Raw genomic sequence first — 20,644 nt, forward strand, 5'->3', positions numbered from 1 at the left:
AGACGGTAACGGCGCAGAGCCTTTTTTCGCGTACCGTTTAATCCTTGCTTTTGATGACGAGCAGTTGGCCTGTGCCTACGTCAATGGTTCCTGTCTTTTCCGTGAGCACGTTGCTAATGCCGAGCGTGTCGCCGATGTGCAGCGTGGCGTTTTCCAGCGGATACATGAATCCGCGCAACGTAATGCCGGTGACTTCTGAGGTCAAAGGCAGCAGGGAGACATGGGCAAAATGGTCCTGCTCGATGCGGCAGTGGCTGTCTACCAGGCGAATCTCGTTTCGTTCGTCGATAATGCAGCAGGAGGTCTTCTCCAGCAAGGCTTTGCGAAGCAAGTGGACATTGGCGAGCGTATGATCGAATCGCGAGCCAAGCACCCCGAGCAGCACAATGTCTCCAGGCTTTTGCCGGATGCACCAGTGGAGGGCCATTTCGGTGTCTGTCAAATCCTTGTTCACGGGATCGCAGGAGGAGACGTGCAGGCTGTGGCGTTCGATCTCCGCCATTTCCTCGGCCGTGACGGAATCGAAATCGCCGATGGACAGGTGCGGTGTGAAGCCGTGGCGAACGAGGAACAGGGCGCCCCGGTCAACGCCGACGAGCCAGTCGTCTTCGCGAATGTGGCGGATGGCCCAGTCTCCCAGCTTCCCCCCGGCAAATAGTAGGATGCGTGTTGGTTTCATGCTGCTGTCACCTTTTTAATCCGATATCGTAGAGCGAAATGTGCTTTGACAAGCGAGGCGATAGCCGGAAGCAAGCTTTTTGCCCAGCTTTTCTCGTTCCGGCCCGGTCGGGGCAGCGAGCAGAGAGGTGCCTGATACGACGAGAACGCGGCATTTCCCGCAATAGCCCTGCTGGCATTTGTAGGCGAGCGGCTGGCCTTGAGCCAGTGCGGCTTGCAGCAGCGTCTGACAGGGGGCCTGTTCAATCGAAATCGTATGGTCGTGCTGCTTGACCTCCACCTGTTTGCGCTGGAAAGGAGTCTGCGTGTGGTTCGGAAGCTTGGGAAAGCTGCCAGCTCGCCTGTTCGTTTCCGGTACATGGACATGCACAGGAGCAGGGACTGGCGTCTGTACGGGAGAGCGTCCGGCGATAAGAGAGCCTACGGTCAGCTGTTTGCGCATAGGAACCTCCCGGGTACGTGATTTTTTCCATTTTACCACGCGAAAAGCAGGCGTGCCAAAGAAAGTGCGCTGACGGACGTAAAAGATTGAATTTTTCGCCTTTTTCAATTAAAATTATTTTATCGAAAAGAATGGAAGGTGATGGGGTGATTACCATCAAGCGGATGAGCGATTGTACGTTTGCCGAAGTGACGAAAGCGTGGAATAGAGGGTTTGAAGGGTATTTGATTCCGATCGTCATGACGGAAGAGCGGCTGGTGCAGCGTCTGGGGAACGAGGGCTATGTCCTGTCGTTGTCGGTGGTCGCGTTTGACGGCACCGAACCGATCGGCCTGGTCGCAAGCGGACTGAGGACGATCGGCGGTCAAAAAGTCGCGTGGAACGGGGGAACAGGCGTCGCCACCGCCTATCGCAGACAAGGGGTGGGCCGTCAACTGCTTGACCATACGCTTGCGCTGTACCGGGAAGCAGGCGTGGAGATCGCCACGCTGGAAGCGATGAGCCAAAACCGCAAAGCGATTGCCTTGTACGAGCAAAAAGGCTATGAAGTGAAAGACCGCCTTTTGTTCTGGCAACGAAGCGGTCCGCTGCCGGAGCACGCTTTTTCGGCGCCGATCCCTTCGGACTACCGGGTCAGATGTGTACTGGTTCAGGAAGCGGCCACGCTGCCGTTTTACGCGGGAGAGGTTGCCTGGCAAAACCACTGGCAGAGCTTGTCCGATGCGCAGGCGCTGGTGGTGGAGGACAGCGAAGGACAGGCAGTCGGGTATGCGTTGTACAAACACGTGCTGAATGCAGCGGGGCGGGTCAGCGCCATCGTGTTGCGCCAATGCGTGGCACAGCCGGAGCGAAGGGATGCCCGCAGCATTGTGAACGTCGCGCTCGCCCATGTGTACGGGCCGCATGGGCTGGACTGCAAACGATCCACGTTTAATTTGCGCGCCTCCGAGAGGCTGCTGCTCGAAGCGCTGGAAGCGGCGGGCTTCGGACCGTCGGGAATCGAGCAGGTGTACATGGTCAAGCAGATGGATGCGGCCGAACAAACAGGGCCGTGACCGGGGGCATTTGCCCCTTTACTGCTGGCAGTTGGTGCAGGCAAACACCTTGCGAGACGAAAGCTCGCCTTTTTCAATCGGCTGTCCGCAGCGCAGGCAAGGCTCTCCGCCCCGGTCGTACACCTGGCAGCGCTCGTCGAATCCACCCGTCAAGCCGTCACCGCGATACAGCGGTTGGTCCATGTAGCCGCCAAAACGGATGGCTTCCGCAAGCACCGTTTGCATGGAGTGGTACAGTCGGGTCCGTTCCTCGGCCGTGAGCCCGGGAATGCGCCGCGTCGGCAAAATTCTCGCGTGAAAGCAGATTTCGTCGGAGTAGCAGTTGCCGATGCCTGCGATCCAGTGCTGGTCGACCAAGGTTGTTTTCAGCACGCCGCGTTTTTCCGCGAGCAGCTCAAGAAACCGATTGAGCGTAAAGCCCGGCTCCAGCGGCTCGGGGCCGAGCGAGGCCATCCTCTCGTCGATCTGGTCGGGGGTCAACAGGTGCAAATAGCCAAGGCGCAGCCCGTGAAAATAAAGGATGCGCTCGCCAAAGGACAGCGTCACCTGGGCTGTTCGCGCCAGCTTGTCTTCCGCTGTGCCTAGGTAAAGGAAGCCGCCCAGCATGAGGTGCAGCAGCAGGACGTGCCCGCTTTGCAAATGAAACAACAGATGCTTGGCCCGCCGTTCGATGAGCGTCAGGCGATTGCCCTGTACAGTCTGAACAAACTGCGCCGGGGGTACGTTAATCGTCTTTTCCCGCTGGACAGTGGCAGCGGTAATGGCAGCGCCGCAGATTTGCTGATGAAGCAGCCCGCGATACGTTTCCATCTCTGGCAATTCCGGCATTGGCGATTCTCCCCTTCCTGGAAGTGAATGTATTTTCATAGGATTCCCAGTATGGGCAGTCAGCATGCCAGACCCGTTCTTTTTTGGCGGCGGGTCTTTTCGTCTTGTTTTTGCACAAGATTACCAACCCTATTCGTAAATCGGGTAATATAGTATAAGGGTATGCCCCGAAGCAATTTGGACGGACAGGAGATTACATATGCAAAAAGTGGAATTGATCGCTACGGCGACTTTTGGATTGGAATCGGTGGTAGCGGAGGAAGTAAAAGCGCTCGGCTACGGCCCGGTTCAGGTGGAAAACGGAAAGGTGACGTTTTCCGCCGATATTTCTGCGATTCCTCGCACAAATTTGTGGTTACGAACGGCCGACCGCGTGCGTCTCAAGATAGGGGAGTTCAAAGCGACGACGTTTGACGAGCTGTTTGAACAGACAAAGGCCCTGCCCTGGGCCGATTGGATTCCCGAGGACGCCACGTTTCCTGTAGAAGGAAAATCGGTCAAATCCACCTTGTTCAGCGTGCCGGACTGCCAGGCAATCGTGAAAAAAGCGGTGGTGGAAAGCCTGAAAAAGACGTACAAGCGTGACTGGTTTGAGGAAAAAGGACCGCTGTACAAAATCGAAGTGGCGCTGCTCAAGGACGTGGCGACGCTGACGATTGACACTTCGGGACCGGGACTGCACAAGCGGGGCTATCGCGGGCTGATTGGTACCGCGCCATTGAAGGAAACGATGGCGGCTGCGATGATTTTGCTGTCCCGCTGGAAGCCGGATCGCGTGTTCATGGACCCGTTCTGCGGCTCCGGCACGATTCCGATCGAGGCAGCGCTGATCGGGCAGAACATCGCGCCGGGAATGAACCGGGAATTTGTGTCAGAAGCCTGGCCCGTCATTCCGAAGACCGCTTGGCGGGAAGCGCGCGCCGAGACGCACGATTTGGCCCGCTATGACCAGAAACTGGAAATAATTGGAACTGATGTGGACGATGAAATCCTGAAGGTTGCGCGCCGCAATGCTGCCGAGGCGGGTGTGGATGAGCTGATTCACTTCCAGCGCATGGATGTGCGCGATGTGCGGACCAAGCGCAAGTACGGCTATCTGATTTGCAATCCGCCGTACGGAGAGCGTCTGGGCGAGTGGAAGCAGGTCAGCAGGCTGTACGGCGAAATGGGCAAAACGTTTGCTGCCATGGATACGTGGTCGTTTTATATCATCACGTCGGACGAGCAGTTCGAGGAGCATTTCGGGCGGAAGGCGAGCAAGAAACGCAAGCTCTACAACGGCAACATCAAGGTGGATTACTATCAGTTTTTCGGTCCCAAGCCGCCTCGTCAGCCCTTGGTGTCCCCGACCGAAAACATGTAGCAAAGGGGTATAAAATGGAGGAGAAGTTTGTGATGAGAAAGAGAACATGGGGGAGCAAAATGCTCACTGCCTGTCTGGCGCTCGCCGTCTTGCTGGTCCAGGCGGCTCCGCCAACGCATGCGGCCAATGAGCCACAGCAGAAGGCAGAGACCGGGAAAGCCGCGCAAGAGACCGTGACATTTACCGATATTGGCAACAGCTATGCGTCTGGTGCCATCAATCGGCTGGCAGGGCTGCATCTCATCAGCGGTCAGGGCAATGACCGCTTCCAGCCGCAAAAGGCCATGTCGCGTCAGGATGTCGCGGTACTGCTGACAAAGGTAGTGGGCCTTCAGCCAAGACAGATGGAGCAGGCTGGTTTTGCCGACGTGCCGAAGGAAAACCCGTACGCTCCGTTTGTTTACGGACTCGCCGATCTCGGGGTGCTGACCGGCAGAGGCGATCAGACATTCGGCGGCTCCGATCCGCTTACCCGGCAGGAGCTGGCCGTCATCCTGTCGCGATTGATGAAAGTGAGCGGCGTCCCAAAAGCGCCGGCGCAAAGTACGGTCACCTACAGCGACGAAGCGGAAATCGACGCCTACGCCAAAGCGGCGGTCGAAGAAGTGACCAACCAGCGCTGGATGCAGGGCGCAGCGGGCCAATTCAATCCGAACGGAACCGTGACCCGCGCCGAGGCGGCAGTCATCGCGGAGCGCGTGCTCGATGCCCGCTATCAGCAAGCAGAGCAGGCGGAGTTCACAGTGAACAAGCCCCGTCTGAGCGTGCTTGCGGGTACGAGCGAGCGGCTGGAAGTAACATACGCGAAAGGGGACAAACTGCCGTTTACCCCGATCTTCGCCTTTGATCGCCCCGAACTGGGCACGGTATTGGCGGACGGAACCTTCGTCGCCGGCCCGACTCCGGGAAAAGGCAATCTTACCGTCACCGTTGGCTATCAAACCGTGACGGTTCCCGTAGAGATCAAAGATGCCGGAAAGCCGCCTGTCGCCGAGACGGAAGCGCCTGGCACAACCGCCCCGAGCGACAGCCCGCAAGCTGACGAGAGCAAGGCAGTGGCAGAGGGCGAGCAAGCGGCGACCGTCCCGGAAACGGCAGCAGATGGTGAGCAGCAGCCCGCAGAAGAGGAAGAAGCGGCAGAGCCTGCCGAGCAGGACGAACTGGTCAACATCGCTCCGGGCAGCTTCACGTCGGTCGCTACCTTTGGGCCGCCGGACTCGTACTTCCAGCAGGTGGAAAAGCAGTACCCCGGACCTGTAGGCGGCTTGGTCACACCTTCCGAGGAGTGGACCGGGTACAACCGTCAGTTCGGCCGCAAGGTGACGGTTGCCCTCAACGAAGCAAAGCCGTTGGAGCGAATCACGTTGACGTTCAAGCAGCAAAAGACGTCAGGGATCACGCTGCCGGAATACATGGAAGTCGAAGTATCCCGTGACGGAAAAGCGTGGTCGTATGCGGGACGGGCGGTTCACGACGTTCCTGCTACGGAGAATCAGCTGGTCGTGCGCACGCTCGCCGTCACGCTGCCTGATGTACAAACGCGTTACGTCCGGGTATCGTTCCCGGTGAAGGTATTTGCTTTTGCCCGCCAATTGGAGGTCTGGGCGAAAAACGAGAGCGACTGGCAAGGCGGAGCTGTCCTCTTGCCGCCGCCAAGCCCGGCGAAAGTGACGGAGGACCAAAAAGTGGTACGCCGCGTGGAAAATATGCTGCTCGCCTATTCGGGAGCGTATGGAGAGCGCGGTACATGGACGAAGGAAGATTTCTTGCCGATGGTCGGCTATCGCACTCCGGACGGCTATATGCGCGACCAGATGTTCGACACGATTCTGTTTTTGCCGTATCAGAACATGCCGGTCACCAAAGACGGCTGGCGCAGCTACATGAACGACTTGTTCGGTACCGGCAAGCAGCTCGATGCGCTGAACCAGGCGATGCGGGAGTACAATCGCCTGCGCGGCACGCTGTACACGACGCCGACCCAGGAAAATGTTGTGCTGGCCCTGCCGTATCCGAACGCAGCGCAAACGAACTTTGGCCAGATTGCGGACAACAAGCCGTCCCTGTCGTTCAGTCCTGCGGGAATCGGGGAGGAGCAGGCTTATTTGAACCGCAAGGCCGCACTGGAGTGGTACTTCCAGGAGTTGCTCAAGCGCTGGAACAAGGAAGGCTACAGCTATTTGAAGCTGGAGGGAATCTACTGGTTCCACGAGCTGATCGAGGACAGCGCCCCGAAAGAGCGCACGCTCATTCGCGACATGGCCAGCATGGTGCATAACGAAGCGCTGCGCTTTTACTGGATTCCTTACTACGGGGCGCCCGGTGTGGCGGAGTGGAAGTCGCTGTCTTTTGATTACGCGTTCCTCCAGCCGAATTTCTACAGCGACAAGCCTGTGCAGCTCGACCGGATCGAAGGCGTACTGGACGTCGTCAGCAAGTACGGCATGGGCGTGGAGATCGAAGGGGACGAGCGGATGTATCGCGATCCGAAGTTCTACCAGACCTATTACAATCAGCTCGTCGCAGCCCATAAGCTGGGGATGGACAAAAACAACATCCACGCGTACTACTACGGCTCCAAGACGCTGATCGAGGCGGCGAACAGCAAGGACCCGGTCATGCGCGCCATTTACGACGATACGTACAAATGGATGCGCGGGCGTTTTGACCGGGAAGAGTATTTTGAGGCGACCGACTTGCCCTAGCGCATGGCGGTTGGCCTTAGCGAAAAAGAGTCTGTTTCTCCTCATGGACGGGAGACAGACTCTTTTTTTTGCAGCGGGATGTCGATGGGCAGCCTTGTTGCCCGCCGCTGTTCGCGGCATGTGGCGCAAGGTTTCGGGGCGTAGCTTTTCTGACATCCAGGCTGGCTGTCCGACCCTGAGAAGAGCCGACCGTCAGCCTGCCTGTTTGGCCGGGATCATGCGGAACAAGACGATATACAGATAGGCGCTGAGCAAGGTAAATCCGAGAATCACGCTGAACACTCCCAGCGGAGAGAGCCATTGGGACAGCCCGATCGTCATAGGAGCCAGGAAGCGTCCGATGGAAAACTGCAGCGAAGAAGCCCCCATATACTGACCGCGCGCGTCTTCTGGCGCGTATTTGCTGATGAAGCTTTGCGCGACCGGCGTGCGGATCAACTCGCCCAAGGTCAGTACGCCCATACAGGCGAACAGCAGCCAAATATTTGTGGTAAAGGCCATGAAAAACATGCCGAATCCGTACAGGACAGACGAAATCACGAGGCTGTTGCGGTCGTTCCAGCTTTCAAACCAGCGCGTGACAGGCAGGGTGAACAGGACGACGAGCAGGCCGTTTAGTCCCATCAGCCAGCCGAATGCGCTTGTCCCACCCACAGCCAGCTTCCAGTCGCCCCAGGACAGCAGCGTCTGGTCAAAGACGTGCTCTTTGACGTACAAAGCCATGTACATATCGAGCTGCATGAAGGCGAAAGCGATCAGGATGCCCGCGACGATGTAGAGGGCGAAAACCTTGTCGCGGAAAATAATCGCGTAGCTTTTGAATTGCTGGGTCAGGGAAAAGCGTTCCTTGGCCTTTTCCTGGCGAATGTGATCGGGCAGCGTCTCTTTTATCAGGAAAAAGAGGGCGAGCGCAAACAAAAGCTCGATGATCGTACAGACGAGCAGCAGCTCCGAGCGGTAGTGGACGAAAAAGAACGAGCCGAGAACAGGGCCAGCCACGACCCCGATGTTCATCGCGGTGTAAAACGTGGCGAAGACGATCCGGCGATCTTCCTCCGTCGTCAGGTCGGCGACCATGGCAGAGCTGGCGGGCCAGTAAAGCGCACCGCCAATCCCGATCCCGATAAACGCGATATAGTCAATCCACGGCGATGGGGAGAAAGCAAACAGGGCAAACATCGCCGTCGACGTACAGAGCGAGAGCAGCATCGTAAATCGCCGCCCTACCCGGTCAGCCAAATAGCCCCCGAACAGATTGAACAGCATGCCGAGCAGCGGCGGTACCATCAGGAGCAGACCGGCTACGTCCTTGCCGAACGTATCGCTGAAATAAAGCGCCATAAACGGAAAGTACATCCAGAAAAACGTATGGGTAATCAGTTCGCCAAAAAGACGCACCTTTAAGTTCAAATCCCACGAACGCCATTGCATGACACAAATACCTCCCTTTCCTTTTACGTTCCAATCATCAGCAGGTGCCGTGACCGCGCTTTTTCCCGAAAGGGGACAAGGCGGCTGCTCTTTTTTTTGCCAAACATCTCGATGCACGGCTCTTCGCGGGTTTGTCCGCAACAAAAAGCGCAAACGGCTGGAGAGACAATGCTCTTTTCCGCTTGCGCTTGATCGGACGATACAAGGGTGGCAGGAAAATCCGAAAAATCGGGGAGCAAAGAAGGTTTTGTGCCTACGAAAAAAGGCTACAACAAGCCAACTGCTCACACCGCGTATCGGCACCCACCAGTCCTATCGGGAAAAAGACGGAAGCGGTTCAGGCATCCTGCAGTATCAAACGATAGATAGGGTTGGCAAGAGGCGGGGCCTCTCAGCAACAGGCCCTACCTAAGCAGTGATCACTACAGAAAACACCATGAACGCAGCACTCCCATCTTTCCAAATATTTGAACAGGTAAACTCTTGTTGATTAGAATACGCTACGGAAATGATGGTAGGCAAGAGAAATTTTCGTTTTTTTGGAATGGTACCAATTGCTGTCAGCTTCCGCATCGTTGGGCGCTCGCAGGTGGTATGATAATCAGGACGAGGCGGACAGAGTCGGAGCCTGATTGAAAAAGTGCCGTCTATTCGGTAAAATATTTTTTATTATGTTCATGATGAAAACGGGGGAGATGGCATGTTGGACACTCGAATGGTCAAGCTGGCAGAAAATCTGCTCAGTCATTCCGTGCGGTTGCAGGAAAAGGAAACGCTGTTGATTGAGGTGCGCGGGGAAGGTCACGCGCTGGCAAAAGAGCTGGTCAAGCAAGCGTACGCCAAGGGAGCCTATCCGTTTGTGCGGGTTCTGGACATGCAAATCCAGCGGGAGCTGATGATGGGAACAAGCGCAGAGCGGGCGACCCATCTGGCCAAGTGGGAAGAACCGATGTTCAAGGATCTCGATACGTATATCGTGATTAACGGCCCGTCCAATGACAGCGAAATGTCAGACGTGCCGGTAGACCGTCGCCGCGCCCACCAGAGCGTGATGCAAGAGCTGAACGATTACCTCGTATCGAATGTGCGCTGGACGCTGCTCAACTACCCGACAACGGCGATGGCCCAGAGTGCCAACATGTCTACAGAGGCGTTCGAAGACTTTTACTTCGATGTCTGCTCCCTGGACTACCAAAAGATGCACGAGGCATTCCTCCCGCTGAAAGAATGGATGGATCGCACAGACAAAGTGCGTCTGATCGGGCCGGGAACCGACCTGCGCTTCTCGATCAAGGACATCCCGAGCGTCATCTGCTCCGGAATGCGCAATATCCCGGACGGCGAAATCTTCACCGCGCCTGTGCGCGATTCGGTGAACGGCAAAATTACGTTCAACACAGCGACCAGCTATATGGGCACCCGGTTCGAAAATGTCAGCCTGACGTTTGAAAACGGCAAAATCGTAGAAGCGACCGCGAACAACACCGAGAAGCTCAACCAAATTTTCGACACGGACGAAGGCGCGCGGTACATCGGCGAGTTTGCGATCGGCGTGCACCCGTACATTTTGCATCCGATGAACGACATCCTGTTCGACGAGAAGATTGCGGGCAGCTTCCACTTCACGCCAGGCCGCGCGTATGACAACGCGGACAACGGCAACCGCAGCCAGATTCACTGGGACATGGTGAATATTCAACGCCCCGAGTACGGCGGCGGCGAAATCTGGTTTGACGACGTCCTGATTCGCAAGGACGGTCTGTTTGTCCTGCCTGAGCTGCAAGGGCTGAACCCGGAAAATCTGAAAGGATAACCACGAGTAAAAACAAGTCATCATGCTACGGGTATGTCCGGCGTCCTTTTGCTACAATAGGGAAAACGCATGGAACAGAGGGATAGACGTGAGCCGCAAAGAGTGGATGGAATACACCGTCAAGGAAGAAGACGCCGGAATGAACGTGGAACAAATTGTCCGGCAAAAGCTGAGCGTATCCGGGCGCATGATGCAGCGGCTGACGCGAAGCAAGGGGATTTTGCTCAACCGCAAGCCGCCTTTTTTGCAGCGGCAGGTGAAGGCGGGAGATGTGATCGCTGTACGGGTAGCCGATCGGCAGGAGCAGCTTCCATCGCCGCCGCAGCTTGCCGCCCACCCGTTGTCAACGGACAGCAAGGTTGTTCCGGTGGACATTTTGTATGAGGACGACCATTTGCTGGTCGCAAACAAACCGGCAGGCTTGATGGTGCATCCCGTCAAGCAGGAGCATCATGAAACATTGGTGCACGCGTTGGCTGATCTGTTCGCCAAAAGGGGAGAGAGCGTCAGCATCCATCCCGTGCATCGACTCGACAAAGACACCTCCGGGGCGATCCTCGTGGCAAAGAGCAGCTACGGCCATCAACTGGCTGACCGCGTGCTGCGCGAGGGCGGCTTGCACCGCGAATATTTGGCGGTGGTCAGCGGACGGCTGACAGATGGCACAGGCACGATTGAAGCGCCCATCGGCAAAGACCCGCGCCATCCGACGAAAAGGCGGGTGACAGACGGCGGAGATCATGCTGTTACGCACTACGAGGTGAAACAGACTTCGGAAGGGATGTCTCTTGTCCGCGTCTGGCTGGAGACGGGGCGCACCCACCAAATACGCGTACACTTCGCCCATATCGGCCACCCGCTGGCAGGCGACACGCTGTACGGCGGAGCGAGAGGGCTGTTGCGCAGACAGGCTTTGCATGCCGTTTGTCTGCGGTTTGTGCATCCGCTGCTCGAAAAAGAGCTGGTGGTGGAAGCGCCGGTGCCAGCAGACATGAGGCGGCTGTTACAGGCGGAATTTGCCTAACAGTAGAGGAAGGAAAAGGAAAGGACTTTGCCGGAAGTCCTTTTTTTGTTGGCAAAGCGGGAGGAGAGTGCCGCCGTTAGCGGCAAACACAGGACATTCGTTTGTTATGCCTCTGCATGCAAGTGTTTACATGCATGCATTCCCGGGATATAATGGCAGGGAAAATTGTGAAAAGATAGCGATGGCTTGGAGGTGCATGATGGATTACCCACATATCGATCAGGCTTCCGTAGGGAGGGGAGAGGAGCAGGAGACGCGGGAGAGAATCTTGGCGGCCGCCCGTCAACTGATGGCGCAAAAAGGCTACAAGGGAGCAACCACCCGCAAAATATCCGAGCTGGCTGGTGTCAATGAGGTGACGATTTTTCGCCACTTTAAGAAGAAGGTGGCCATTCTGGAGGAGCTTCTCCAAAATGTTTTCGAGGTGCGAGAGCAACTGGAGCAAGAGCTGCAAGGCGAGTTCGCTACCATCAAGGAAATGCTGATCGGCTATGCAAGAGCGTATTACCGCCTGCTGGTGGAGCGAAAAGAAATGTTGATGATTTGCATAGTCGAGGCAGACAATCACCCGGAGGTCGTCAAGCTGTTCAGTCGTCTGCCGATGACGGCCGTGGATGTTTTGAGCGCAAAGCTCGAAGAATTTCAGCAGCAGGGACATCTGCCCAAATCTGATCCTTGCACAGCAGCCTTGATGTTCATCTCGACCTTCTTTTATGCGTTCATGGCCAAGTACCGCGTCAGCCTCGATGCCCCGATCATCAATGACGAGGAACAGCTGTATGAGCATGCGGCAGAGATATTGCTGGAAGGAATCAAACGGGCGTAACCATACAAAATCGTGTGAGGGTACATAGGAGCGGGGGAAGTCATGAGGAGAAAATGGCTGGTATCTGTAATGATGTTGGGCTGGTTGGCAACGACGGCGTGCAGCGAGCAGCAGCCTGCTGCCACTCCGGAAAAGGAAGTCAAGCCAGTCGTGGTGGCAGCGGTCAAAAAGGAGCAGGCCGTAGCCGTGTCAGAGTTGTCCGGAACGCTGGAACCGTTGGAAGAGGTTGTCGTCTCCTTCGAGGTGGGCGGTCAGCTCGTGGAAATGGCGAAAGCCGAGGGCGACAAGGTCAAGGCGGGGGATGTACTGGCGCGGCTCAACGCGCAGGACTATGCGTTGCAGGTCGCTTCCTCGGACGCAGCGGTACAACAGAGTGCTGCCAACCTGAGCAAGGTCAACAACGGAGCGAGGGAGCAGGAGATCACGCAGGCGCGGTTGCAGGTCGAAAAAGCCACGGTCGCTTTGCAAAAAATGCAGCATGATTTCAAACGGATCGAACAGCTCTATCAGCAAAAGGCGATTTCGCAAAGCGAGTTCGAGACGGCGCAGAACGGATTAACGCTTGCCCAAAAAGATTGGGAAAATGCGCAGCAGGCGTACTCGCTGGTGACGCAAGGGGCACGTGCGGAAGACAGGGAGCTGAGCCGGGCCACCTATAACCAGGCTGTGATCGCCAAACAGTCGGCGGCAAGCACGCTGGCAAAAACACAGCTCCGCTCTCCCATCCACGGCACCATCATTGCCAAGCTCACGTCCACGGGCAATCTGGTCGGTTCCGGGACCCCGATCTATCGCGTAGGCAATATTGATACGCTAAAGGTCGTGCTGCCGGTTCCTGACCGCGAGATTTCCGCCTGGAAGGAAGGCGAAACCGTCTCCCTCGATTTGTATGGACAGAAACGGGATGGCAAGGTCACCAAAATACATCCCGCGACGAACCGGAGTACGGGTACGATCGGGGTGGAAGTGCAAGTGGCCAATGCCGCACATGACTGGTTTGCCGGGCAAGTCGTCAAAGCGACCAAGACAATCAAGGGGCAGGTTGGCATCTTTGTTCCGGTGGAGGCGGTGATCAGCAGGGGCAAAGACGATGCCCATGTGTTTGTCGATGCAGGCGGGAAGGCCGTGAAAACAAAGGTGGAGATCGGGCAACTGTTGCACGACAAGCTGGAAATCAAGAGCGGGCTGAAAGAGGGGGACCAACTGATCGTCAAGGGCGTCGACCGTTTGTTTGACGGCGACCCGATTGAGGCGGCAGGAGGGAACCAGCCGTGATTACGTACATCGTCAAGAAGCGCAAGATCACACTGCTGTTTTTTGTGATGGTCGTGCTGGTTGGCTTCCTCAGCTTTTTCCAGTTGCCCAAGCAGGAGTCGCCGGACATCATCGTCAACCTGGCGACGGTGACGACCATCTACCCGGGAGCTTCGCCCGAGAAGGTCGAGCAGACCGTCACGAAGAAGCTGGAGGAAAAAATCAACGAGCTTCAAGGACTGAACTATATTTCCTCGACCTCTTCGCTGGGCGTCTCCTCGATCATCGTCGAGGCGAAAAGCGACGTGGACCCGAAGCAAAAATGGGATGAACTGCGCAAAAAGGTAAAAGACGCGGAGGCCGAGCTTCCGGCAGATGCGAAGCAGCCGATCATCAACGACGACCTGAACCGCACGTTTGTCCAGACGTTTGCGGTGACAGCCGATTCGCGGGAGCAGTTGTACAGCATGCGCGACATGCTGAAGTCGTGGAAAGAGCAGCTGCGCACGATTCCAGGCGTAGCGGATGTCCGGGTGGAAGGCTTGCCGGAGCAGGAAGTCCATATCGAGGTGGATATGCAGAAGTTGAGCCAATACGGCTTGACTTGGAGCCAGGTAATGATGGCTGTCAAACGGGAAAACGAAAAAATCCCGCTGGGCGATTTGACCACCGACAAACGCACCTATCAGCTAAAGCTTGCGGAAAGCGGGAATGTGGAAGAATTGAATCGCGTATTGATTTCCCGCACACAAGAAGGCTTTCCGATCTATTTGAAGGACATCGGGCAGGCGAAGCTGGCGACGGAGACAGTCAAATCGACCTCCTATTACAACGGCAAGCCTTCGATTTCGGTCAGCATCAACGCGGAGACAGGAAGCGACGTGCCATCGCTGCAAAAGCGCGTGGACGAAATGATGCTGACGCTGGACAAATCGTTGCCAGTCTGGGCCGAAAGACACTCGATCTACAGCCAAAACGAGCGCGTGGATGAGCTGTTCAGCGATCTTACCCGGGAAATGATTATCGCCGTCATCGCGGTTTTGCTCGTCTGCACGCTGGGCTTGAACCTGATTACTTCGTTTGTCGTGGCGCTGGCGATTCCCATATCGCTCGCGGTAGGACTATTGTTCCTGCCATGGCTTGGCATCACCATGAACATGATCTCGATTGTTTCGCTGATTATCGTTCTGGGGATTTTGGTCGATGACGCCGTGGTGGTGAACGACAACATTGAGCGGCGCTTGTCCGTACTGGGCGAAAAGCCGCTGGCAGCAGCAGTCAACGGCGCCAGGGAAGTATCCGTTTCGATTGTGACCGCGACATTGGCGACGATCGCCTCGTTTGCTCCGCTGATGTTTTTGAACGGGAACGCAGGTCAATTCATTCGGCCTGTTCCGGCGATTATTTCCTTGACGATGCTGGCCTCCATGATTATGTCTTTGACGATCATTCCGATCTTCCGCCAATGGTATGAACAGCGGCGCCAGGCAGGTGCGGAAGGGTACCGCAAGCCGGCCGGGCTTTTGGGCAAACAGCTGGCGCAGCTCACGAACTGGTATGCGGGCAAGCTGATGCCAAATATCCTCAAGCGACCGCTTTTGGCCGGGATGGTTGGTGTTTTGATCGGGACAGCCGCTTACGGCTTGATTCCGCTTACCCCGGTGCAGCTGTTCCCGAATGATGATCGCCCGCAATTCCTCGTAGATATTCGCGTGCCGGTCGGGAGCAGTCTGGAAGAGACAGACCGGGTCGTGCGCGGCGTATCCGACTGGATCAGGAAGCAGCCTGGAATCGAGTCTGTGGCTTCCTATGCGGGGGGCAGCGCGCCGAAAATGTTTGGCGGCGACACAGAGGCGGGAAGCGGCATCACCGTCGGGCAGCTCGTCGTGCGCTTTCATGAAAAGGAAACGAAGATCGAAAATATGCTGGAGCCGTGGACGGAAGCGTTCAAGAAAATGTATCCGGAAGCGACTGTTTTGCCCAAGCAGCTGGAAGCAGGGCCGCCTGTCGGCAAGCCGGTAGTCATCCGCGTGTACGGGGAGGACATCGAGACGCTCCGCTCGCTTGCGGCGCAAATCAAAGACAAAGTGGCGGGGATTGCAGGCACCTACGACGTGCAGGATAATTTCGGCGTAGAGCGCTACACGCTTGAATTTGTCGTCAACAAAGAGCTGATGGAGCAAAAGCTGGTCAACTACACGGACCTGTCGACGACGCTCAGGCTGGTCAGCGAAGGCGTCAGCGTCAGCGAGTTCGATACGGGAGACGAGTTGATCGACATAAAGCTGTTCCTGCAAAAGGAAGAGGAGGACCCTGCTCGGTTGTTCCAACGTTTGAGCATTGCCAATGCCCGGGGCGAGCTGATTCCGCTGTCGCAGCTGGCAGAGGTCAGGCCGACCTTCAGCACGCAGGCGATTCCGCATCGCGATTTGTCGCGGAGCGTAACGGTTTCTGCTGATGTCAAAAACCGCACAGCAACAGAAGTGATGGCGGAAATCCAGCCTGTGCTGGACAGTATGCCTTTGCCAGAAGGATATCGGATTGAGGTCGGCGGGGAAACGTCGGAGCAGACGGATATCTTTATCGACATGGGCAAACTCTCTGTTCTCGTCGTATTCCTGATCCTGATTTTGATTGCGATGCAATTTTACTCGCTGACGATTCCGGTACTGGTGATGAGCACGGTCTACTTGGCGGTAGCGGGCAGTCTGATCGGACTGTTTGTGACCCAGACACCGCTTGGCTTCATGACGATGATGGGCGTTATCTCGCTGGCAGGGATCGTCGTGCGCAACGGAATTGTGTTCATTGAGTTCATCGAAGAGGCGCGACATGCCGGGGCGGAGTTGAAACAGGCTGTCATTTCGGCAGGAGAGGCGCGGTTGCGGCCGATTTTGCTGACTTCGTTTACAGCGGTAGCGGGCTTGATGCCGCTCGCGATCTCAGGCGACGTCCTGTTCCAGCCGCTCGCTGTCACCATTATTTCCGGCTTGCTGTTCTCGACGCTGTTGACGTTGATCGTCGTGCCGTCTTTCTACACGGTACTGATCCAGCGAAAGCTGAAAAAGCAAGCAAAACAAGCGGCAACACGTCCGGATTTTTATGGACCCGAGGCAAAAGGAATGTAAGGACTTTCACCGGCGGCAGCCTCTTTCGTCCCATGGGCGAAGGGGTTGCCGCTCTTTCGCTGTAAGAGTTGCTTGCGGCGAGAAACACAAACAGACGTATGATATGATAGAATGAACAATACGGTATCTTATGGAAAAGAAAGAGAGAACGCAACACAGGAAGGGAGTGTCCAGGATGCAACAGCCCCAGCTTCTTCATGAAGAAAAGGTATTCAAAGACCCTGTTCACCGCTACGTCCACGTGCGGGACAAATTCATTTGGGACTTAATCAACTCGCCAGAATTTCAACGCCTGCGCCGGGTCAAGCAACTGGGCACCAGCTTTTTTACGTTTCACGGTGGAGAGCATAGTCGGTTTAACCATTCGCTTGGCGTCTACGAGCTGATGCGGAGAATTTTGGAGACGTTTGAAGGCCGGATTCAATTGACGTATGAGGAAAAGCTGCTGTGTTTGTGCGCAGCCCTGCTCCACGATGTCGGGCATGGGCCGTTTTCCCATTCGTTTGAAAAGGTGTTCAAATACCATCACGAGGATTGGACCCGCGCGATCTTGCTGGGAGATACGCAGATCAACCGGATTTTGCGCCGCTTTGATGAAGAATTTCCCAAGAAGCTGGCGGAAGTCATCAACAAAACATACGACAACAAGCTGATCGTCAGCCTGATCTCCAGTCAGCTGGATGCAGATCGGATGGATTACCTGCTGCGGGATGCCTACTATACCGGGGTCAATTACGGCAATTTCGAGATTGAGCGCATTTTGCGCGTCATGCGGCCGCAAGAGGACGGCATCGTCTTCAAGTTCAGCGGCATGCATGCGGTCGAGGACTACATCATGTCGCGCTATCAAATGTACTGGCAGGTTTATTTTCACCCGGTGACCCGCAGCGCGGAAGTCGTGCTTTGCAAAATTTTTCAGCGGGCAAAATGGCTGGCTGCAAACGGGTACGAATTTGCCCAGGAGCCGGTGATGCTACTGCCGTTTTTGCGGGAAAAAGTGGAGCTGGCCGACTATTTGGCGCTGGATGAATCGGTGATTCTCTTTTACATGCAGCTTTGGCGCAAGGAAGAAGACCTGATTTTGAAAGATTTGTGCGCCCGTTTTCTGGACAGGAATCTCTTCAAATACGTCGAATATAACCCAAGAGATTTCCGCTTGTTGGCAGAGCTGAAAAAGCAGTTCCAACAGGCAGGGATCGACCCGATGTATTATTTAGAGGTAGACACGACTTCCGATCTTCCGTATGATTTTTACCGTGCCGGAGAAGAAGAGGAGCGGATTCCGATTATGCTCCAGATGCCTTCCGGCGAGCTGGTAGAACTGTCGCAGAAGTCTGAGATTGTACAGGCCATTAGCGGAAAGCGCCGATTTGACTACAAATTGTACTTTCCATTGGATAAAGTCATGGCTTTGCCGGGGGATCTTTCCCGGAAGATTCGAGAACGTCTGGGAGTGATGGAGGATGCTTAATCGTCACGCCAAGATCATTCGTCTGATCGAAATTGTCGGCGAAGTGAGCGGGCGAAAAAAATTGCAGAAAATGGTGTACATAGGAAAACATCTGGAGATGGATTTCGATGAGCGCTTCGAGTTTCACATGTACGGCCCGTATTCAGAGGAACTGACGCTCAGGGTGGACGAGCTGTGCAACATGGGGCTTTTGGATGAGCAAGTGGAGAGCAAGGGCGCCATCCACATGTATCGCTATTCTCTGAACGAAACGGGACGCGATTTCCTCCGTTTTCACGAGGTCGACTTCGGACTGGGGGAGCGGGCCATTTTGCGAATGAACGAGGAAAACTCCCGCTTTCTTGAACTGGTATCCACCATCTTGTACTTCAGTCATTTGCCCTACGAAGAAATGAAGGGCAAAATTTTTACTTTTAAGAGCAAGCAGCGCTATACCGAGGAGGAAATCCAGAAGGGGCAGGCGTTTATTGAGGAGTTGCGGTCGTTGATGCAAGGAGACGGCACCAACCCGACGGAATAAATTTGGCATAGACCGACCAGCACGGCGTACGAACTTCTAACAGTTGTGGTACGTCATTTTTTTTTGTCCTTTTGAACAGAAACAGGATTTTGGCGCTTGCAGCCGACCTCACCGCGGGTCGGCTTTTTTTGTCTCAGTGTGGGGCGACATAATTCGGGTATCGTTCTTTGACAAAAGCATAGCAATTATGTTTGTGCGGATTCACGATCCACAAGGCAAGGGAGCGAAGCAGATGAACGGAATGAAGCAAGTATGGCGATGGATTCTGGTGGCCGGGGGTGTGGTGCTGGCCGCGCTGGTCTGGCTGGTCGCAGCCGGCGCACAGGATGCGAGGATCGTTTACGTGTACAGCGAAAACTGCGGCTACTGCACGACGTTTACCCCGACATTCGAAAAAGTAATGGCTGACTACCCTGACTGGCAGGTAGAGAAGCTGGATGTAAATCAACAAGCAGATTTGGATAGAGCGACAGAGATGGGTGCTACTGCAACGCCGACCGTCTTTTTGCTCAAAGACGGAAAAGTGATCGATAGGCTGGAGGGCGACGTTCCAGAGAGTGCATTCCGGAAATACTTGGAAAGGAATAAGCAATCAGGATATGGAAACTAAATCATAACTGTTCTGTGCGATGAACCATGCAGGTGCGATGGGAGGCTGAGGCAGAAAGCTCATGTCAAAGAAGATGTCCAAAGAAAGCGCGTAGCAGATTTTTCGAACAACAAGTGTTTTGCCTGATAAACCAGGCTTAGGTATGGCAAGTAATGGCCACTGAAAAATAGGGAGGATTCACGCTATGAAAAAGCAATTGAAAACCACGCTGAAATGCTTGCTGGCGTCTATATGCCTTCTAAGCGCGATAGCGTTCAACTCTTCAACCACTGAATCGGCATTTGCTCAACAAGCTAACGCGAAGGACTATCAGAATCATGTTTACAAGCCTCAAATTCAGTATGCTGTAGACCACAAATTGATGTGGCTGTTTCCGGATGGAAATTTTCGGCCGGAGCAACCCATTACGCAAGCGGATTTGGTGGCAGGACTCGTCAATGCCAAAGCGCTCACGTCCGGTACAGCAGTAGAGGGCTTACCAGCCGGACATTGGGCGAAAGTTTATTACGAGCGCGCAAAGAAGGATGGGATTCTCGATGATGTCGCTGTAAATCCCAATAAAGTTCTTACTCGTGAGGAAGCATCTTTACTGATGAACAATGCTTGGAAGAGTATGTACAGCAGGCTTCGAGATAAACGTCAAGTATATTCCGATATCGCTGTTGGCAATGGATGGATTCCGAAGAAAGCTGGTAAATTTGCTAACGGTGTTTCAACATCTACCAGTGATGGACTCGGAACTGTTACACGGGGTGAGGAAGCTGCTGCTTTGTATCTTTTGAATAAAGATGTAAAGGACACAAAAATTGGTGAAGAAATTGCTTTGAAGTTTCATAATTCGTTGAAGAGTTCTAACGGATATCTTGTAGGTACGGTGCCAACTATGCAAGGCAAGGATATTAGGCTGATTATTCGTTTGAAGAATCAAAATGTAGAGTCTTATTATGGGGGCGCTGTTAAAGTGAATGCTAGTCAGGTTGATTATATGGCGTTTAGCGTAAAAAATTCCGGGCAGGCTAAGCTACTCGCTTATTACACGTACAATAATGGGACAAATCTAACACGCACTAATTCCCGATAATTGGGGGAAGATCATGTTAAAAATATGTAAAAAGTGTGGGAAGTTTGGTCTGACGATAATTGCTTTAGTAGTCAGTGGCCTTGCACTTATACCTTATTTCGCAGATGCAACTACATCAAATCCGGATGTACGGAATAGGCTTGTAGGGTATCTTGATGAAGATAAAAAAGTTCGCGGTAGCGACGAGAATTTTATAAATGGTTGGTCATTACCTAGCGATCCATTTTACCTCACCTTCGCCGACGTAAAATGGTCCGGAGCAGTCTCAGGCGGAGGAAGCAGCTACAAAGTAGCAAACTATTCCAAAGCTACAGAAACCTCCAACAACGGCTACCCCATCGTAGACATCAGCGAAGCACAGGCATATGCGAGACTATTCAACGGAAACCCCTCCTTCCTAACAAACGAGAACGGC

General features: G+C 54.8%; 16 protein-coding genes. 12 read left to right on the forward strand and 4 right to left on the reverse strand.

The annotated features are described in order from the left end of the window. Positions 1-37: 37 nt before the first annotated feature. The gene (locus ACTHO6_RS04295) at positions 38-679 is read right to left on the reverse strand and encodes a thiamine diphosphokinase (RefSeq protein WP_440239722.1); all 642 of its coding nucleotides are present in this window, start codon (positions 677-679) and stop codon (positions 38-40) included. A gap of 15 nt (positions 680-694) precedes the next feature. After that, the gene (locus tag ACTHO6_RS04300) at positions 695-1,120 is read right to left on the reverse strand and encodes a 2Fe-2S iron-sulfur cluster-binding protein (RefSeq protein ID WP_440239724.1); all 426 of its coding nucleotides are present in this window, start codon (positions 1,118-1,120) and stop codon (positions 695-697) included. A gap of 146 nt (positions 1,121-1,266) precedes the next feature. Here ACTHO6_RS04300 and ACTHO6_RS04305 point away from each other — a divergent pair, with 146 nt between their 5' ends. Then, the gene (locus ACTHO6_RS04305) at positions 1,267-2,175 is read left to right on the forward strand and encodes a GNAT family N-acetyltransferase (protein WP_440239726.1); all 909 of its coding nucleotides are present in this window, start codon (positions 1,267-1,269) and stop codon (positions 2,173-2,175) included. An 18-nt stretch (positions 2,176-2,193) separates the two neighbouring features. Here the strand turns inward: ACTHO6_RS04305 and ACTHO6_RS04310 are convergent, their stop codons facing one another. After that, positions 2,194-3,003, reverse strand: a complete 810-nt coding sequence (locus tag ACTHO6_RS04310) for an Fpg/Nei family DNA glycosylase (protein WP_440239728.1) — start codon at positions 3,001-3,003, stop codon at positions 2,194-2,196. 199 nt (positions 3,004-3,202) lie between these two features. Between ACTHO6_RS04310 and ACTHO6_RS04315 the strand changes: the two genes are divergently transcribed. Together ACTHO6_RS04315 and ACTHO6_RS04320 are read left to right on the forward strand one after the other, a co-directional pair. Further along, on the forward strand, positions 3,203-4,366 hold the full coding sequence (locus tag ACTHO6_RS04315; protein ID WP_440239730.1) for a THUMP domain-containing class I SAM-dependent RNA methyltransferase: 1,164 nt from the start codon (positions 3,203-3,205) through the stop codon (positions 4,364-4,366). 32 nt (positions 4,367-4,398) lie between these two features. Further along, entirely contained in the window at positions 4,399-7,071 is a 2,673-nt protein-coding gene (locus tag ACTHO6_RS04320; RefSeq protein ID WP_440239732.1) for a DUF4855 domain-containing protein, read from the forward strand. A 192-nt stretch (positions 7,072-7,263) separates the two neighbouring features. On the opposite strand, the gene ACTHO6_RS04325 is transcribed toward ACTHO6_RS04320, so the two are convergent. Then, positions 7,264-8,502 carry an MDR family MFS transporter gene (locus ACTHO6_RS04325; protein WP_440239734.1) on the reverse strand — a complete coding sequence of 413 codons (1,239 nt, stop codon included), beginning with the start codon at positions 8,500-8,502 and terminating at the stop codon, positions 7,264-7,266. A 700-nt stretch (positions 8,503-9,202) separates the two neighbouring features. Here ACTHO6_RS04325 and ACTHO6_RS04330 point away from each other — a divergent pair. The 9 genes from ACTHO6_RS04330 to ACTHO6_RS04370 all read left to right on the forward strand — a co-directional run bounded on the left by ACTHO6_RS04330 (position 9,203) and on the right by ACTHO6_RS04370 (position 20,229). Then, positions 9,203-10,315 (forward strand): aminopeptidase, encoded by a 1,113-nt coding sequence (locus tag ACTHO6_RS04330; protein WP_440239736.1) that lies wholly within the window; start codon positions 9,203-9,205, stop codon positions 10,313-10,315. 88 nt (positions 10,316-10,403) lie between these two features. Then, positions 10,404-11,339 (forward strand): RluA family pseudouridine synthase, encoded by a 936-nt coding sequence (locus ACTHO6_RS04335; RefSeq protein WP_440239738.1) that lies wholly within the window; start codon positions 10,404-10,406, stop codon positions 11,337-11,339. 199 nt (positions 11,340-11,538) lie between these two features. After that, positions 11,539-12,165 carry a TetR/AcrR family transcriptional regulator gene (locus tag ACTHO6_RS04340; RefSeq protein WP_440239740.1) on the forward strand — a complete coding sequence of 209 codons (627 nt, stop codon included), beginning with the start codon at positions 11,539-11,541 and terminating at the stop codon, positions 12,163-12,165. Positions 12,166-12,207: 42 nt separating this feature from the next. After that, a complete protein-coding gene (locus ACTHO6_RS04345; protein WP_440239742.1) occupies positions 12,208-13,440 on the forward strand; it encodes an efflux RND transporter periplasmic adaptor subunit in 1,233 nt (410 codons plus the stop codon). Further along, positions 13,437-16,547 carry an efflux RND transporter permease subunit gene (locus ACTHO6_RS04350; RefSeq protein ID WP_440239744.1) on the forward strand — a complete coding sequence of 1,037 codons (3,111 nt, stop codon included), beginning with the start codon at positions 13,437-13,439 and terminating at the stop codon, positions 16,545-16,547. The genes ACTHO6_RS04345 and ACTHO6_RS04350 overlap by 4 nt, the downstream gene beginning before the upstream one ends. Positions 16,548-16,722: 175 nt before the next feature. After that, complete coding sequence (locus ACTHO6_RS04355; protein ID WP_440239746.1) at positions 16,723-18,018, forward strand: HD domain-containing protein; 1,296 nt, start codon at positions 16,723-16,725, stop codon at positions 18,016-18,018. Next, on the forward strand, positions 18,011-18,538 hold the full coding sequence (locus tag ACTHO6_RS04360) for a YwgA family protein (protein ID WP_440239748.1): 528 nt from the start codon (positions 18,011-18,013) through the stop codon (positions 18,536-18,538). The genes ACTHO6_RS04355 and ACTHO6_RS04360 overlap by 8 nt, the downstream gene beginning before the upstream one ends. A 232-nt stretch (positions 18,539-18,770) precedes the next feature. Next, positions 18,771-19,148 (forward strand): thioredoxin domain-containing protein, encoded by a 378-nt coding sequence (locus ACTHO6_RS04365; RefSeq protein WP_440239750.1) that lies wholly within the window; start codon positions 18,771-18,773, stop codon positions 19,146-19,148. Between the two features lie 184 nt (positions 19,149-19,332). After that, positions 19,333-20,229 (forward strand): S-layer homology domain-containing protein, encoded by an 897-nt coding sequence (locus ACTHO6_RS04370; RefSeq protein WP_440239752.1) that lies wholly within the window; start codon positions 19,333-19,335, stop codon positions 20,227-20,229. The last annotated feature ends 415 nt before the right edge of the window (positions 20,230-20,644 follow it).

It is taken from the genome of Brevibacillus sp. SAFN-007a (assembly GCF_051967035.1).
GTDB lineage: Bacteria > Bacillota > Bacilli > Brevibacillales > Brevibacillaceae > Brevibacillus.